This window comes from Benzoatithermus flavus (assembly GCF_037908215.1).
GTDB classification, from domain to species: Bacteria; Pseudomonadota; Alphaproteobacteria; order Geminicoccales; family Geminicoccaceae; genus Benzoatithermus; species Benzoatithermus flavus.
Genome location: NZ_JBBLZC010000027.1, coordinates 21845 through 36647, shown reverse-complemented (window position 1 = coordinate 36647; position 14803 = coordinate 21845). Strand labels below are relative to the sequence as shown.

At 68.6% G+C, this 14803-nt stretch carries 11 protein-coding genes; 4 read left to right on the top strand and 7 right to left on the bottom strand.

Annotation, left to right across the window (positions count from 1 at the left end):
* Positions 1-283 precede the first annotated feature (283 nt).
* Positions 284-2074, top strand: coding sequence for an AMP-dependent synthetase/ligase (locus U1T56_RS20150; protein ID WP_418161297.1), 1791 nt, complete (start codon positions 284-286; stop codon positions 2072-2074).
* Between the two features lie 302 nt (positions 2075-2376).
* On the opposite strand, the gene U1T56_RS20145 is transcribed toward U1T56_RS20150, so the two are convergent.
* The 4 genes from U1T56_RS20145 to mnmG are packed head-to-tail and all read right to left on the bottom strand — an operon-like array spanning position 2377 to position 6523.
* A complete protein-coding gene (locus U1T56_RS20145; RefSeq protein ID WP_418161296.1) occupies positions 2377-3249 on the bottom strand; it encodes a ParB/RepB/Spo0J family partition protein in 873 nt (290 codons plus the stop codon).
* Positions 3249-4061, bottom strand: coding sequence for a ParA family protein (locus U1T56_RS20140; protein WP_418161295.1), 813 nt, complete (start codon positions 4059-4061; stop codon positions 3249-3251). The genes U1T56_RS20145 and U1T56_RS20140 overlap by 1 nt, the downstream gene beginning before the upstream one ends.
* Entirely contained in the window at positions 4039-4692 is a 654-nt protein-coding gene (gene rsmG / locus U1T56_RS20135; protein WP_418161294.1) for a 16S rRNA (guanine(527)-N(7))-methyltransferase RsmG, read from the bottom strand. The genes U1T56_RS20140 and rsmG overlap by 23 nt, the downstream gene beginning before the upstream one ends.
* Positions 4673-6523: a tRNA uridine-5-carboxymethylaminomethyl(34) synthesis enzyme MnmG gene (gene mnmG / locus U1T56_RS20130; RefSeq protein ID WP_418161293.1), complete on the bottom strand. Its 1851-nt coding sequence runs from the start codon at positions 6521-6523 to the stop codon at positions 4673-4675. Before mnmG ends, rsmG begins: the two co-directional genes overlap by 20 nt.
* 136 nt (positions 6524-6659) lie before the next feature.
* Here mnmG and U1T56_RS20125 point away from each other — a divergent pair, with 136 nt between their 5' ends.
* On the top strand, positions 6660-9182 hold the full coding sequence (locus U1T56_RS20125) for a cation:proton antiporter (protein ID WP_418161292.1): 2523 nt from the start codon (positions 6660-6662) through the stop codon (positions 9180-9182).
* A gap of 29 nt (positions 9183-9211) precedes the next feature.
* Here U1T56_RS20125 and mnmE read toward each other — a convergent pair whose 3' ends face one another.
* Together mnmE and U1T56_RS20115 are read right to left on the bottom strand one after the other, a co-directional pair.
* Entirely contained in the window at positions 9212-10537 is a 1326-nt protein-coding gene (gene mnmE / locus U1T56_RS20120; RefSeq protein ID WP_418161291.1) for a tRNA uridine-5-carboxymethylaminomethyl(34) synthesis GTPase MnmE, read from the bottom strand.
* Between the two features lie 13 nt (positions 10538-10550).
* Positions 10551-10811 carry a DUF6489 family protein gene (locus U1T56_RS20115; protein ID WP_418161290.1) on the bottom strand — a complete coding sequence of 87 codons (261 nt, stop codon included), beginning with the start codon at positions 10809-10811 and terminating at the stop codon, positions 10551-10553.
* Between the two features lie 104 nt (positions 10812-10915).
* On the opposite strand from U1T56_RS20115, the gene U1T56_RS20110 reads away from it, so the two are divergent.
* Together U1T56_RS20110 and U1T56_RS20105 are read left to right on the top strand one after the other, a co-directional pair.
* Positions 10916-12937, top strand: coding sequence for a thioredoxin domain-containing protein (locus U1T56_RS20110; RefSeq protein ID WP_418161289.1), 2022 nt, complete (start codon positions 10916-10918; stop codon positions 12935-12937).
* A 20-nt stretch (positions 12938-12957) separates the two neighbouring features.
* Positions 12958-13935 carry a quinone oxidoreductase family protein gene (locus U1T56_RS20105; RefSeq protein ID WP_418161288.1) on the top strand — a complete coding sequence of 326 codons (978 nt, stop codon included), beginning with the start codon at positions 12958-12960 and terminating at the stop codon, positions 13933-13935.
* A gap of 16 nt (positions 13936-13951) precedes the next feature.
* Here U1T56_RS20105 and folE read toward each other — a convergent pair whose 3' ends face one another.
* Positions 13952-14572 carry a GTP cyclohydrolase I gene (gene folE, locus U1T56_RS20100; RefSeq protein ID WP_418161287.1) on the bottom strand — a complete coding sequence of 207 codons (621 nt, stop codon included), beginning with the start codon at positions 14570-14572 and terminating at the stop codon, positions 13952-13954.
* Positions 14573-14803 lie beyond the last annotated feature (231 nt).

Below are 14803 nucleotides of genomic sequence, written 5' to 3'. Positions count from 1 at the left end.
GCATTGGCTATCTTCACCCGGCGCTGGACGATACAGGCCTCGCCGTCGGGATCCGCCGCATTGCCGCCTACCGCCGCTAGCTCGACCATGCCGTAAGAGGCACCGATGCTCGATGGAAGCGGTCTCATGCGAAATTTCGCGCAGGAGCGCACGCCGACAAGACCGCCTCGCAGCCAACAGCGAGGTTGCGAAACGGCTTTCCCTTGTGCTCTCTCCAGGACGGCAGGCGGGAACGGCTCCTGGCTCCCGCTGCTCTTGCTCTCGGCGGAGGCGGGAACATTCGATGGCGGCGCCCGATCTCGGCGGCAATCTGGTGGCGATGTTCCAACGCTCGGCCGCGCGGCGCGGTGAGGCGCCGTTCCTTTGGGCGAAGCGGGACGGAGCCTACCGGCCCTGGAGCTGGGCCAAGGTCAAGGACGAGGCCGAGCGGCTGGCGCGCGCGCTCGCGCAGATGGGGGTCGAGCGCGGCGATCGGGTGCTGATCGTTTCGGAGAACCGGCCGGAATGGTGCATCGCCGACCTCGCCATCCTCATGGCCGGAGCGGTGACCGTGCCGGCCTACACCACCAACACCGTCGAGGACCACGCCTTCCTCCTCGCGCACAGCGAGGCCAAGGCCGTGATCTGTTCGGGCCGGCAGCTCGCGAAGCGGCTTCTCCCGGCGGTCGGGCAGGTGCCCGGCGTGCGGCTCGTGCTGTTCATGGAGCCGCTCGCCGACGTGGGTGCTCTGCCGGTTTCGGCGCTGAGCTGGGCGGACGCGCTGGCGCTGGGGATGAAGTCGCCGGCGGTTCGACACGCGGAAAGCCTGACCCGCAGCGACCTCGCCTGCCTGATCTACACCTCGGGTACCGGCGGCCAGCCCAAGGGCGTGATGCTGAGCCACGGCAACATCATGGCGAACATCTCGGGTGCCTGGCACCTGCTCGAGCGGGTCGGGCTCGGGCACGAGGTGTTCCTCTCGTTCCTGCCGCTCTCGCACGCTTACGAGCACACGGCGGGACAGTTCCTGCCAATGGCGATGGGGGCCGACATCTACTACGCGGAAGGGGTCGAGACGCTCTCGACCAACCTCGCCGAGGCCAGACCCACCATCGTCACCTGCGTACCGCGGCTGTTCGAGGTGCTGCGCCAGAAGATCACCGTGGGCGTGGAGCGCAAGGGCGGGATCTCGGCCAGGTTGTTCCGATCCGCGGTGGAGCTGGGGCAGCGGCGCTGCCGCGAGGGACGGCTGCCGCCGCATCTGGCGCTCGTGGACGGGTTTCTGGACCGGCTCGTGCGGCGGCAGGTGAAGCAGCGCTTCGGCGGCCGGCTCAAGGCGATGGTCTCGGGTGGAGCGCCCTTGAACGCCGAGGTCGGGCTGTTCTTCCAGGCTTTGGGCGTGCCGGTGCTGCAAGGCTACGGCCAGACGGAAGCGGCACCCGTGATCAGCGTGAACGTGCCTGGCCGTTGCAAGATCGATACGGTGGGGCCGCCGCTCGAAGGGGTCGAGGTCAGGATCGCCGAGGACGGCGAGATCCTGGTCCGAGGCGATCTCGTCATGCAGGGCTACTGGAAGGACCCGCAGGCGACGGCACAGGCCCTCCGGGGCGGCTGGCTGCACACGGGCGACATCGGGGAATTCGATCAGGACGGATACCTGCGGATCACGGACCGCAAGAAGGATGTCATCGTCAATTCGGGCGGCGACAACATAGCGCCGGCCAAGGTCGAGGGCATTCTACTGCTCGAGCCCGAGATCGGGCAGGCGCTGGTCTACGGCGACCGGCGGCCGCATCTCGTGGCCCTGATCGTGCCGGATCAGGACTTCGTGCGCAGCTTCGCGAAGCAGCACAAGGTGGCGCCGGATCTCGCCGTGCTCGCGGAGGATCCGGTGTTCAAAGCGGCGATCGGCGAGGCAGTGACGCGCGCGAACCGGCGGCTCTCGGCGATCGAGCGCATTCGCAAGTTCCACATCATGCCGGATCCGTTCAGCATCGAGAATGGACTTCTGACGCCGACACTGAAGCTGCGGCGCCATCTCATCATCAAGCAGCACAAGGACCTGCTCGAGAGCCTCTACGGCTCGGGAAAATGACCGGTCCGGCAGCGGTCTCCTAGGAAGCGGAAACGCCGCCCCCGATCACGGGAGCGGCGCAATCGTCACGAAAAGCCAAGACACGGCGGGGCTCAGGCCTCTCTGCCGATGATCGATGGGTGTCGGGCACCGGTTGCTCCCGCGCCCCGCAAGGTCGATCCGCAAGCGGCACGCCCCCACGCATCGAGCCCCGAGGCCGAGATCAGTACTTTCCTTGGTTCTCCTCGGTTACTAGAGGGGCACAACATATGCTCTCTGTCAACTGCCTAGGCACAATGGATAGGACTTATCCACTGAAAGTTTTACTGTAGACGTCGGATCAGGCCATCGAGCTGATCGAGATCGTGATAGCGGATGGTGAGGAGCCCGCCCTTGCCGCGTGCGCGGATGCCGACTTCGAGGCCGAGATGGGCGGTGAGTCGTTCGACGAGCTCCTTGACGTTGGGATCGGCCTCGCCCCGGCCGCGCGGGCGCGCCTGCCTCGGCCGGGCTGCCTCGCGGCGGACCAGATCCTCGGTCTCCCTGACGTTGAGCTCCTTCTCGAGCACGATGCGCACGAGCCGCTCCGGCTCTTCGCTTCCAAGGAGAGCGCGGCCGTGACCGGCGGTGAGCCGGCCCTCCTCGATCAGGCTCTGGACGGAGGCAGGCAGGGAGAGGAGACGGAGCGTGTTGGCGATATGGCTGCGGCTCTTGCCGACGACCGCGGCGAGCTCCTCCTGGGTATGGCCGAACTCCTCGATCAGGCGGCGGAAGCCCTGCGCTTCCTCGAGCGGCGAGAGGTCGGTGCGCTGGATGTTCTCGATCAGCGCGAGCTCGAGCGTCTCCTGGTCGGAGAGCGGGCGGACGACGATCGGAACCTCGTGCAGGCCGGCGCGCTGCGCCGCCCGCCAGCGTCGCTCGCCGGCGACGATCTCGTAGCCGGCGGCACCGCTGGCGCAGGGGCGCACGAGAAGAGGCTGCAGGACGCCTTTCTCGCGGATCGAATCGGCGAGCGCCTCGAGTTCGGCCTCGTCGAACCGGCGCCGCGGCTGGAGCGGCGAGGGCCGGAGGAACTCGATCGGAACGGTCTGGACGGCGTGGCGGTCACCCTCGGGGGCCAGATCGTCGGGGCCGCCACCCAGAAGCGCCGAAAGGCCCATGCCGAGCCCGCGGCGGGTCTTCGCCTTTTCGCTCATCAGGCGGCAGCGAGGTTGCGCTCGCGGCGCAGCATCTCGCCGGCGAGGTGGGCATAGGCTTGAGCGCCGGCGCTCTTGAAGTCGTAGAGCAGAACGGGCTTGCCGTGCGAGGGAGCCTCGGAGACCCGCACGTTGCGCGGGATGATGGTGTCGTAGACCCGATCGCCCATGAAGCTGCGCACGTCGGTGGCCACCTGCTCGGAGAGGTTGTTGCGGCGGTCGAACATGGTGAGCACCACCCCGTGCATCTGCAGCATCGGGTTGAAGCTCTTGCGAACGCGCTCGATGGTCCGCAGCAAGAGGCTGAGCCCTTCGAGCGCGAAGAACTCGCACTGCAACGGCACCATGACGGCATGCGACGCGGCGAGCGCGTTGACGGTAAGAAGGCCCAGGGACGGCGGGCAGTCGATCAGGATGTGATCGTAGGGCCTGGTGAGCGTCGCGAAGGCGTCGCGTAGGCGATAAGGGCGGCGCTCGTCGCGGACGAGCTCGACCTCGGCAGCGGAGAGATCGACCGTGGCTGCGACCAGATCGACGTTGGGCACGTCGGTCGAGAGGATCGCGTCGTCGAAGCGGGTATCACGCAGAAGCACGTCGTAGGAGGTGACGGTGCGATCGGCGCGCTCGATGCCGAGGCCGGTGCTGGCGTTACCTTGCGGGTCGAAGTCGATGACGAGAACCTTGCGGCCCGCAGCACCCAGAGCGGTGCCGAGATTGATCGCGGTCGTGGTCTTGCCGACACCGCCCTTCTGGTTGGCGATGGCGAGGACCCTGGCACGGGCGACGGGCTCAGACGGATTGGCTCGCGGCACGGCGGATCTCGCTGATGATGAGGACTTGGCTTTCGGAATCGCTCAGACTGGCCTCTCGATGCAAGCACATTGTCCAGCTTTCCCGGGCACTGGTCAATTCCGTCTCCACGGTGCGACCCTTGAGAAACAGGCAGACGCCCCGAGGCTGGAGGTGGCGCTCGGCGAGGCCGAGCAGATCGGTCAGAGGGGCGAGCGCGCGAGCGGTGACGACATCGGCCATGAGCGGCGGCACCTCCTCGATTCGGGCGGCGTGCACCGTGACGGCGGCACCACAGGCGCGAGCCGCTTCACGTAGGAAAGCCGCCTTGCGGCGGTCGCTCTCGATCAGGTGAACCTCGGGCACGCCCAGAATGGCGAGGACGAGACCGGGCAGGCCGGCGCCGCTGCCGAGATCGACGAGCCGACGCGCATCCTTCGGCCAGGAGCGCCGAAGCTGGCCGCTGTCGAGGACATGGCGGCGCCAAGGGTCGGCGAGCGTGGCGGGACCGACGAGATTGATCGCTTTCTGCCAGCGGACGAGCAGGTCGAGATAGGTCTGGAGCCGGTCCAGTGTTTCACGTGAAACACCGAGCAGCTCGCCGACTTCGGCCGCCGTCAGCCGGCTGGACGGTTCAGGCGGCCTTCTTGGCATATCGGTAGAGGAGGGTGAGGGCTGCCGGCGTCATGCCGGGGATCCGGGCAGCGTTGCCCAGCGTCGTCGGTCGGATACGGGCGAGAGCCTGACGCAGCTCGTTGCTGAGGCCGGAGAGCGCCGTGAAGTCGAGATCGGGCGGCAGCACCAGGCTTTCCTCGCGCCGGAAGGCGGCGATGTCGTCGGCCTGGCGCCGTAGGTAACCGCGATAGGCGGCTTCGATCTCGAGCTGCTCGACCACGTCGGGGCGGATGGTTCCGAGCTCCGGCCAGATCGCGACGAGCCGCGCCATCGTGACGCCGGGCCAGGACAGGAGCTCGAGCGCCGTGCGTCGCACGCCGTCCTGATTGATGCGAAGCCCGTGTGCGGCCGCTGCCGTCGGCGTGAGGTCGAGCTCGCCCAGGCGCCGGCGGGCGGCGGCGAGCGCTTCGGCCTTGGCGCGGAAGACGGCGGCACGGACCGGGCGGACGCAGCCGACCGCGATGCCGCGCGGCGTGAGCCGCAGGTCGGCATTGTCGGCGCGCAGGCTCAGGCGGTATTCGGCGCGTGAGGTGAACATGCGGTAGGGCTCGGTGATACCCTGGGTCGTCAGATCGTCGATCAGAACGCCGAGATAGGCATCGGCCCGGTCGAGCACGAAATCCGGCCGGCGGCCGCCCGCGGCGATGGCGGCGTTGATGCCGGCCACGATGCCCTGCGCTGCGGCCTCCTCGTAGCCCGTGGTGCCGTTGATCTGCCCGGCCAGGAACAGACCGCGGATCGCCCTGAGCTCGAGCGTCGGGTCGAGCTCGCGCGGGTCGATGTGATCGTATTCGATGGCATAGCCGGGCTGGAGCATCACCGCCCGCTCGAGGCCCGGAATGGTCGCGATCAGCTCGGCCTGGATCTCGCGCGGCAGCGAGGTCGAGATGCCATTGGGATAGACGGTGTGATCGTCGAGGCCCTCGGGCTCGAGGAAGATCTGGTGCCGCTCGCGGTCGGCGAAGCGCACCACCTTGTCCTCGAGCGAGGGGCAGTAGCGCACGCCTGTGGCCGCGATCTGGCCGGAATACATGGGTGCTCGGTGCAGATTGGCGCGGATCAGGGCGTGGGTGCGCGCGTTGGTGTGCGTGATCCAGCAATCGATCTGCGGGTTGGGCAGGCGCTCCGTGAGGAACGAGAACGGCACCGGCGGGTCGTCGCCGGGCTGGCGCTGGAGTCCGGCATGATCGATCGTGCGTCCGTCGAGGCGGGGCGGGGTGCCGGTCTTGAGCCGGCCCAGGCGCAGGCCGTGGCCGAGCAGGCTCTGGGCGAGGCGGACGGACGGGCGATCACCGACCCGGCCGGCGGGCCAACGCTCCTCGCCGAGATGGATCTCGCCGCGCAGGAAGGTGCCGGTGGTGAGGATCACCGCGCCGGCCCGGTATTCCCGGCCGGCCTCGTCCACGGCACCGGCAGCGCGCCCGTCCTTCACTAGGAGATCGGCGACCTCGGCTTCCAGGATGCGCAGGTTCGGCTCGGCCGCGAGCAGGTCGCGGACGGCTCGGGCATAGAGCCTACGGTCGGCCTGCGCTCGCGGCCCCCGCACCGCCGGGCCCTTGCTCCGGTTGAGCACGCGGAACTGGATGCCGCCCTGGTCGATCGCACGCGCCATGACGCCGTCGAGCGCATCGATCTCGCGCACGAGATGGCCGCGGCCCAGGCCGCCGATGGCCGGGTTGCACGACATGGCACCGATGGTCGCGAGCTTGTGGGTCAGAAGCAGCGTGCGGGCACCCATGCGCGCGCTGGCCGCCGCCGCCTCGCAGCCCGCATGGCCGCCGCCAATCACGATCACGTCGTGGCAAGACATGGCTGCTATGTGGAGCGGGGCCAGAGGTCTCGTCAAGGCGCCGCGAGACCAGCCGCCGCACGCAGGAGGAGTCCATCGAGGCGGGCGTTCTCTGCTAAATTGGGCCGTGTCGGCGCAGCGGAGGAGGATTCCAGGAATGAGCGGGACGGGTGGTCTGGTTTTCGGTATCGCCGTCCTGCTCGCGTTGATAGCGCTCCTGCCGCGGTTCGCAGCACGGCTGCGCCTGCCTTATACCGTGCTCCTCGCCGGCCTCGGCTGTGCGCTCGGCCTGGGCTTGAGCCTGTCGGGCTCGTTCGGGGTGTTCGGGGACACGCCCGTCGTGCGCGATTTCTTCCAGCAGCTCCGGCAGTTCGACGTCACGGCCGAGGTCCTGCTCTGGGTGTTCCTGCCCATCCTGCTGTTCGAGACCGCGACCAAGCTGAACGGCCGCGAACTCCTGGACGATCTCGGGCCGATCCTGATCCTCGCCGTGGTCGCCGTGCTGATGACGACCGCGGCCGCCGGCGCGGGCTTGTGGCTCGCCTCCACGTTCCCGCTCACCGCCTGCCTTCTCGTCGCGGCCATCATCGCCACCACCGACCCCAGCGCGGTCACGGCCGTGTTCAAGGAGGTCGGCGCCAGACGCCGCCTCACGCTCCTCGTCGAGGGCGAGAGCCTGCTCAACGATGCGGCCGCGATCGCGCTGTTCACCACGCTGCTCGGCCTCATCGGCCGGCGGGTGCAGCCCGACCAGATCGTCGTGTTCTCGGAGCTCGCCCGCAATCTCGCGGTCGAGTTCATGGGCGGGGCGCTCTTGGGCGCCGCGCTCGGCCGGATCGCAGCGCTCGTGGTCGCCCGGATCGACCAAGGCGGTCCGGCCGAGGTGACGCTGAGCCTGGCCCTAGCCTATCTTGCTTACGCCCTGGCCGAGGTCTACCTGCACGTTTCCGGGGTCGTGGCGGTCGTGGTGGCGGGTCTGGTGTTCGGTACGATCGGCCGGATGCGGGTCGGCGCGAAGGAATGGCAGAGTGTGAGCGCCATCTGGACCCAGCTCGGCTTCTGGGCGAGCTCGCTCGTGTTCGTGCTGGCCTCGATGCTCGTGCCCGATACGATCATGAAGGCGCGCACCAGCGACTTCGTCCTGCTCGCGGTGCTGATCGTGGGTGCGCTCGCGGCACGGGCGCTCTGCATCTTCGGCGTGCTCCCGCTCGTGCGCATCCTCCTGAAGCAGCGCCCGATCGACGCCCGCTACAAGCTCGTCATCCTCTGGGGCGGCGTGCGCGGCGCCGTCACGCTGGCTCTCGCCCTCGCCGTCACCGAGAACCCGCGTGTGCCGGCCGAGATCCGCCATCTCGTCTCCGTGCTGGCGACCGGCTTCGTCCTGTTCACGCTGCTCGTCCAGGCGACGACCCTGCGGCCTTTGATCCGCTGGCTCGGTGTCGATCAGCTCGACCCGGTGGAGCGGATCCTGCGCACCCGTGCGCTGGCGCTGGCGCAGGGACAGATCCTGGACCGGCTCTCCGAGACCGCGATCGTGCATGGCCTCGATCTCGAGGCCGCAGAGGAGGTCGGTGCCCTCTATCGCAAGCGGGTGGCAGCACTCGAAGACGTGCCGGATATGGGCGAGGAAATGCTGGGCCAGCAGCTCCGCGTAGCGCTCGCGACGATCACGACCCGCGAGGCGGCGCTCTACGCCGACGAGATGGCCGAGGGCACGATCTCGCGCAACGCCGGCTCGGTGCTGCTCGGCCGTACCAACGACCTGCTCGATGCGATCAAGGAAGGCGGCGTCCAGTCCTACCGCCTCGCGGCACGCCGCAGCACCCGGATCGATCGGGTGATGCGGATCGCCTCCTTCCTGCACCGTCACCTCCGGCTGCAGCGTCCGCTCGCCCGCCGCATGGCGCAACGGATCGAGCTGCGGCTGATCCAGCGGCGCGTGCTCGAGAACCTGATCGCCTTCATCCGCAGTCGGATCCGCGCTCTGTTCGGTGAGCGGGTCAGCGAAGTGGCGCTGCACGTCGTCGAGGCGCGGATCGAGGAGCTCGACCGTGCCCTGGATGCGATCCGCCTGCAGTACCCGGCCTATTGGCACACGGTTTCGGGCCGGTTCCTCAGCCGCACCGCCGTGCGTCTGGAGCTCGACGCCTATCGCCGGATGGCGGACGAGGGGCTGCTCTCGCCGGAGATCTTCCGCAATCTCGCGGACGAGCTGCGCAGCCGGCTCGAGAGCTTCGAGCGTATCCCGCCGCTCGATCTCGGCCTGAACGTGGACGCGCTCATCAGCAACGTGCCGATGCTGGGCCGGCTCGGCGAGGAAGCGCGCAAGGAGCTGCGGCGCCTGCTGGTTCCGATCATGGCGCTGCCCGGCGAGCGGATCGTGCGGCGCGGCGAGCGGGGTGATGCGATGTACTTCATCGCCTCGGGCGCGGTCGAGGTGCAGCGCGAGGAGGGCACGATCCGCCTCGGCACCGGCGACTTCTTCGGCGAGATGGCGCTGATCATGCGCCGCCCGCGAACGGCCGACGTAGTGGCGCTCAGCTATTGCCGGCTTCTGATGCTACGGCGGGACGCCTTCCGCCAATTCTTGCGCGCGAACCCCGAGCTCATGCAGCAGGTGCGCAAGTCGGCCGAGGAGCGGCTGCGGGTACGGCCGGCCGAAGCGCCGGCGGCAGCCTGAGCCGATGTTTCACGTGAAACATCGGTCGGTTACTTGCCGATACAGAAGGTGGCGAAGATCCGATCCAGCACGTCCTCGACGCCGACCGTGCCGGTGATCCGGCCGACGGCGCGTGCCGCCAGCCGCAGATCCTCGGCGAGGAGGGCAAGCTCCGCGCCCGCAGCCGCTCCTTCCAGAAAGCGATCGAGCGCGGCCGCAGCCGCCTGCACGGCCTCACGGTGCCGGGCCCGTGTCAGAAGCGGCGTCTCGCCCGTGCCGAGGAGCCGGCGCGCCCGATTCGTCAGCACGGCCAGGAGCTCGCCGACACCGGTGCCGGTCTTGCAGGAAAGGCCGATGGCGCCGGCGGGCAGACGAGATGCAGGCACGAGATCGATCTTGTTGACGACGAGGAGCGTGGCTTCGTCGAAGTCTGCGAGCGTCGTCTCCGGCGCGGTCGCATCGAGGATGTGGAGCCGCAGATCCGCCGTTTCCGCCCGACGCCGTGCCCGGGCGATGCCTTCGGCCTCGATCGGGTCCTCCGTCTCGCGCAGGCCCGCCGTGTCGAGCAGTATCACCGGCAGGCCGTCGAGATCGAGCTGAACCTCGATGACGTCGCGGGTGGTGCCGGCATGGGGGGTGACGATGGCGACGTCGCGGCGGGCGAGCAGATTGACGAGGCTCGATTTGCCGACATTGGGCGCTCCGATCACCGCCACTGTCACCCCGGCGCGCAGGCGCTCGCCGCGATGCCCGTCGGCGAGGTGCGCCGCCATCTCCGCCCGCAGCCGCTCGAGATCCGGCCGGACCCGCGCCAGCATGGCATCGGGCACCTCCTCCTCGGCCGCGAAGTCGATCTCGGCCTCGATCAGGGCCAGAGCGCCGAGGAGCCGCTCGCGCCAGTCGCCATAAAGCCGGCCGAGAGCACCTTCGAGCTGGCGGAGGGCTTGGCGCGCCTGAGCGCGCGTCGTGGCGTCGATCAGGTCGGCGAGACCTTCGGCGGCCGTGAGATCGAGCTTGCCGTTGAGGAAGGCGCGCCTGGTGAACTCGCCGGGACTCGCCGGCCGAAAACCCTCGACTCCGCCCAGGATCTCGAGCAGCTCGGCCAGAACCGCATGGCCACCGTGGTGCTGGATCTCCAGCATGTCCTCGCCGGTCTCGCTGCGCGGGCCGGGAAACCAGAGCACGAGTGCCTCGTCGATGATCGAGCCGTCGCGCGGGTCGCGCAGCCGGCGCAGGGCCGCCCGCCGCGGCTCGGGCGGCTCGCGGCCGGTCAGGAGGCGGGCGGCTTCGGCGGCATTGGCACCGGTGATCCGCAGGACGGCCACGGCGGCACGACCGGGTGCCGTCGCCGGGGCGTAGATCGTGGCCTCGGCCATGCCCCTGCCGCCCTCATTCCTTCTTCTTGCCGCGCGGAAAGCCCGCGGCCGTCTGGGCGATTTGCGCCCACAGAGCGCCCCACTGCTCCATGCCCTTCATGCTGAACGGCATCCATTGCTCCATCAGCTTCTGCGGGTCGGTGGAGGAGATGGCATCGACGAGCCGCTTCTCCATGGCCGCCATCACCGTCTGCTGCATCGGCGCCACGTCGGGCAGGCCCAGGAAGCGGCGTGCCTCGTCGGGCGTGCAATCGACCTCGATGTTGACTTTCATGGCTCTTCCGCTGGCTGTTGGGCAGGGCTCGCCCCAACTATAGAAGCTCATCGTGCCATGCCTAGCCGGGCTACCGCGGCTCCGGCGCAGAGGAGTGCCCCGAAATGGCCAATGCGCTCGCCCAGGCCACCAGCCCCTATCTCCTGCAGCACGCGGACAATCCCGTCGACTGGCAGGAATGGGGCGAGCCGGCGCTCGCCCGCGCCAAGGCCGAGAACAAGCCGATCCTGCTCTCGATCGGCTACGCCGCCTGCCACTGGTGCCACGTCATGGCGCACGAGAGCTTCGAGAACCCGGACATCGCCGCGCTGATGAACCGGCACTTCGTCAACATCAAGGTCGACCGCGAGGAGCGGCCCGATCTGGACGCCGTCTACCAGCAGGCCTTGGCGCTGATGGGCCAGCAGGGCGGCTGGCCGCTCACCATGTTCCTCTCCCCGGACGGCGAGCCGTTCTGGGGCGGCACCTACTTTCCGCCGGAGCCGCGCTACGGCAGGCCCGGCTTCCCGCAGATCCTGGAGCAGGTGGCCGAGCTCTGGCGAAGCGGAAACGAGCGGATCCAGAGCAACCGTGATGCCATTGCCCAAGCACTCCGGCGGCTTTCGGCACCCATGCCCGGTGAGATGCCCACGCCCGAGCTCGCCGAGGAGGTGGCCCGCCAGCTCGCCGATCAGTTCGATACGATCCACGGCGGCATCGGTGACGCGCCCAAGTTCCCGCAAGCGCCCATCTTGCGCCTGATCTGGGACACGAGCCTGCGGACCGGCGATCCGACGCTACGCCATCGGATCGTTCACACGCTGAACCGGATCTCCCAGGGTGGCATCTACGACCATCTCGGCGGCGGCTATGCCCGCTATGCCGTCGATGCCGCTTGGCTCGTGCCGCATTTCGAGAAGATGCTCTACGACAACGCCCAGCTTTTCGAGCTTCTGGGCTCGGCCTGGGCCGCGACGGGCGAGCCTCTGTTCCGGGCCCGGGCCGAGGAGACCGTGGGCTGGCTCACGCGCGAGATGATGGTGGAGGGCGCCTTCGCCTCCTCGCTCGACGCCGACAGCGAGGGCGAGGAAGGGAAATTCTATGTCTGGGACGCAGCCGAGATCGACCGGCTGCTCGGCCCCGATGCGCGCGCTTTTCGGCTCGCCTACGGCGTCACCGCGGCCGGCAACTGGGAAGGCAAGAATATCCTGCATCGGCTGCACGAGCCGGGATTGCCGGCCGGGGCGGCGGCCGAGCGGCTGGCGCGCTGCCGCCAGGTCCTGCTCGAGGCGCGCGAGACCCGCGTGCGGCCGGGGCGCGACGACAAGGTTCTGGCCGACTGGAACGGGCTCATGATCGCAGCGCTCGCCGAGGCGGCGGGCTTCTTCGGACGGCCGGACTGGCTCGAGCTCGCGCGCTCGGCGTTCGCGGCCGTGCTGCGGCACATGAGCGAGGACGACCGGCTGTTCCATAGCTGGCGCGCCGGCCGCCGCCTGCCGATGGCGTTCCTCGACGACTACGCGCAGATGAGCCGCGCAGCCCTCGCTCTCTTCGGGCAGACCGGCGAGAGCACCTATCTCGATCGGGCACGGGCCTGGGCCTTGCGCTGCCGGCAGGATTTCCGCGATCCGGCGGGCGGCTACTTCCTGTCGCCGCCATCGGCCGAGGGTCCGGTGGTGCGCCCCAAGAACGCGCACGACGGGCCGACCCCGTCTGCCGTCGGCACGCTCGCGGAGGTTCTGGCGAAGCTCTGGCACCTCACCGGCGAGGATGATTATCGGGCCGAGGCGGAAGCGATCCTCACCGCCTTCGCGGGCGATGCGGAGCGCAGCCTGCACAGTCATGCGACGCTTCTGCTCGCGGCGACGATCCTGGCCGAGCCGGTGCAGATCGTCGTGATCGGCGACGAGGCCACGCCCGGCTTCACGGAGCTGTTCCGGGTCGCGGCCGAAGCGGCGATGCCGGGGCGGATCCTGTGCCGCATTCCGCCCGGCCGCGGCCTGCCGGCCTCGCATCCGGCGGCGGGGAAGGATCTTCTCGCCGGGCGTGCCGCGGCCTATGTGTGCGTCGGCACGACCTGCGAGGCGCCGGTCGCCGATCCCGCCGTCCTGCGGGACCGGCTCACGGCGCCGATCGCGGCCCACTGAGCCAGCAAGGGGGAGAGGACATGGCGCATCGGATCAGGGTCCATCAGCACGGCGGCCCGGAAGTGCTGCGCTACGAGGCGTACGACCCGGGCTCGCCCGGTCCCGGCGAGGTGCTGGTCCGGCACGAGGCGGTCGGGCTCAATTTCATCGACGTCTATCACCGGACCGGGCTCTATGCGACCGGGCCGACCCCGTTCACGCCGGGCCTGGAAGGGGCGGGTGTGGTGGAAGCGGTGGGCGAGGGTGTGACCGACCTCGTGCCCGGCCAGCGCGTGGCCTATGCCGGCCCGCCGTTAGGCGCTTATGCCGATCTTCGGGTTATGCCGGCGGACAAGCTGGTGCCGCTTCCGGATGGAATCCCGACCGACACCGCTGCAGCCATGATGCTGAAGGGGATGACCGTCCAGTACCTCCTGCGGCAGACCTACCGCGCGAAGCCCGGCGACACGGTGCTGTTCCATGCGGCGGCCGGCGGTGTCGGGCTGATCTTCGGCCAGTGGGCGAAGCACCTCGGCGTCACCGCCATCGGCACGGTGGGCTCGCCGGAGAAGGCCGAGCTCGCGAAGGCGCACGGCTACGCGCACGTGATCAATTACAAGGAGGAGGATTTCGTCGCGCGGGTGAAGGAGATTACGGACGGCAAGGGAGTTCCCGTGGTCTACGACGGCGTCGGCAAGGCCGTGTTCATGCCGTCGCTCGACTGCCTCGCCCCGTGCGGGCTCGCGGTCAATTTCGGCAACGCGTCGGGGCCGGTCGAGAACCTGAACCTCCTGACGCTGAGCCAGAAGGGCTCGTTGTTCGTCACCCGGCCCACGCTCATGACCTACACCCGCACGCGCGAGCTGCTGCTCGCCTGCGCCAAGGACCTGTTCGAGGTGGTCATGAACGGTGCGGTCAAGATCGAGATCAACCAGCGTTTTCCGCTGAAGGAGGCGGAGGCCGCTCATCGCGCGCTCGAGGCGCGCGAGACGACGGGCTCCACGCTCCTGATCCCGTGACGACCGGGGCCGTGGCTCAAGCGCTGCGGCCCGCGAGCACCTGGCACTCGCGCAGGAACTCGTTCTTGAGCTCGGCCGAGCGTTGCAGCTCGCCAAAATAGGCCGTGCTCACCATTCGGCTGTCGTGGCTCGCATGCACCCCGCGATGGGTCTTGCACATGTGAACGGCGCTGATCCGTACCGCTAGCCCACGCGGCTTCGTCATGTCGACGATGAAGGAGCCGATCTGCTTCACCAGCTCCTCCTGGATCTGGAAGCGCGCCCCGAAGTGGTCGACGATCCGATCGTACTTCGAGAGGCCGATGATCTTGCCGTCGGCAGCCGGCAGGATGCCGATGAACGCCTCGCCGTAGATCGGCATCAGGTGATGCGCGCAGGTCGAGCGCACCGTGATCGGTCCGGTGACGATCAGATGGTCGAAGCCTTCCGCGTTGTCGAACTCGGTGATCTTGGGTGCTGGCGCGAAGCGGCCGCGCAGGAGCTCCTTCACGAGCATCTTCGCGACCCGGTGCGGCGTGTCGCGGGTGTTGTGGTCGTTGCGATGATCGATGCGCAGCACGTCGAGGAGTTCCTCGATCTTCCGGGCCGCGGCCGCGATCATCGCCTTCTCCTCGACCGCATCGAGGGGCGTCGACAACGCCTCGTTGCAACGGCACCGCCTTGCTCGGTTGTTCTGGGAATTGCGCGTACCTTCAAGGATTCCTTCCCAGGAATCGACTGGAATTAGGATATCGTCCACTGGTTCGTTTCCCGACTCGGGTCGCATTTGTTACTGAAAAGCGCTGGTTCCTTCTGGACGAATTCAACCAAACGCTCCATAATTCTTTAGCGAATTCCACGAATTTGTCACCAACCAAAAATTCAGATT

What these genes read in the sequence shown, in the direction of transcription:
- U1T56_RS20150 (WP_418161297.1), top strand. Translation starts at nt 284, where the DNA reads ATGGCGGCGCCCGATCTCGGCGGCAATCTGGTGGCGATGTTCCAACGC.
- U1T56_RS20145 (WP_418161296.1), bottom strand. Translation starts at nt 3,249, where the DNA reads ATGAGCGAAAAGGCGAAGACCCGCCGCGGGCTCGGCATGGGCCTTTCG.
- rsmG (WP_418161294.1), bottom strand. Translation starts at nt 4,692, where the DNA reads ATGCCAAGAAGGCCGCCTGAACCGTCCAGCCGGCTGACGGCGGCCGAA.
- mnmG (WP_418161293.1), bottom strand. Translation starts at nt 6,523, where the DNA reads ATGTCTTGCCACGACGTGATCGTGATTGGCGGCGGCCATGCGGGCTGC.
- U1T56_RS20125 (WP_418161292.1), top strand. Translation starts at nt 6,660, where the DNA reads ATGAGCGGGACGGGTGGTCTGGTTTTCGGTATCGCCGTCCTGCTCGCG.
- mnmE (WP_418161291.1), bottom strand. Translation starts at nt 10,537, where the DNA reads ATGGCCGAGGCCACGATCTACGCCCCGGCGACGGCACCCGGTCGTGCC.
- U1T56_RS20115 (WP_418161290.1), bottom strand. Translation starts at nt 10,811, where the DNA reads ATGAAAGTCAACATCGAGGTCGATTGCACGCCCGACGAGGCACGCCGC.
- U1T56_RS20110 (WP_418161289.1), top strand. Translation starts at nt 10,916, where the DNA reads ATGGCCAATGCGCTCGCCCAGGCCACCAGCCCCTATCTCCTGCAGCAC.
- U1T56_RS20105 (WP_418161288.1), top strand. Translation starts at nt 12,958, where the DNA reads ATGGCGCATCGGATCAGGGTCCATCAGCACGGCGGCCCGGAAGTGCTG.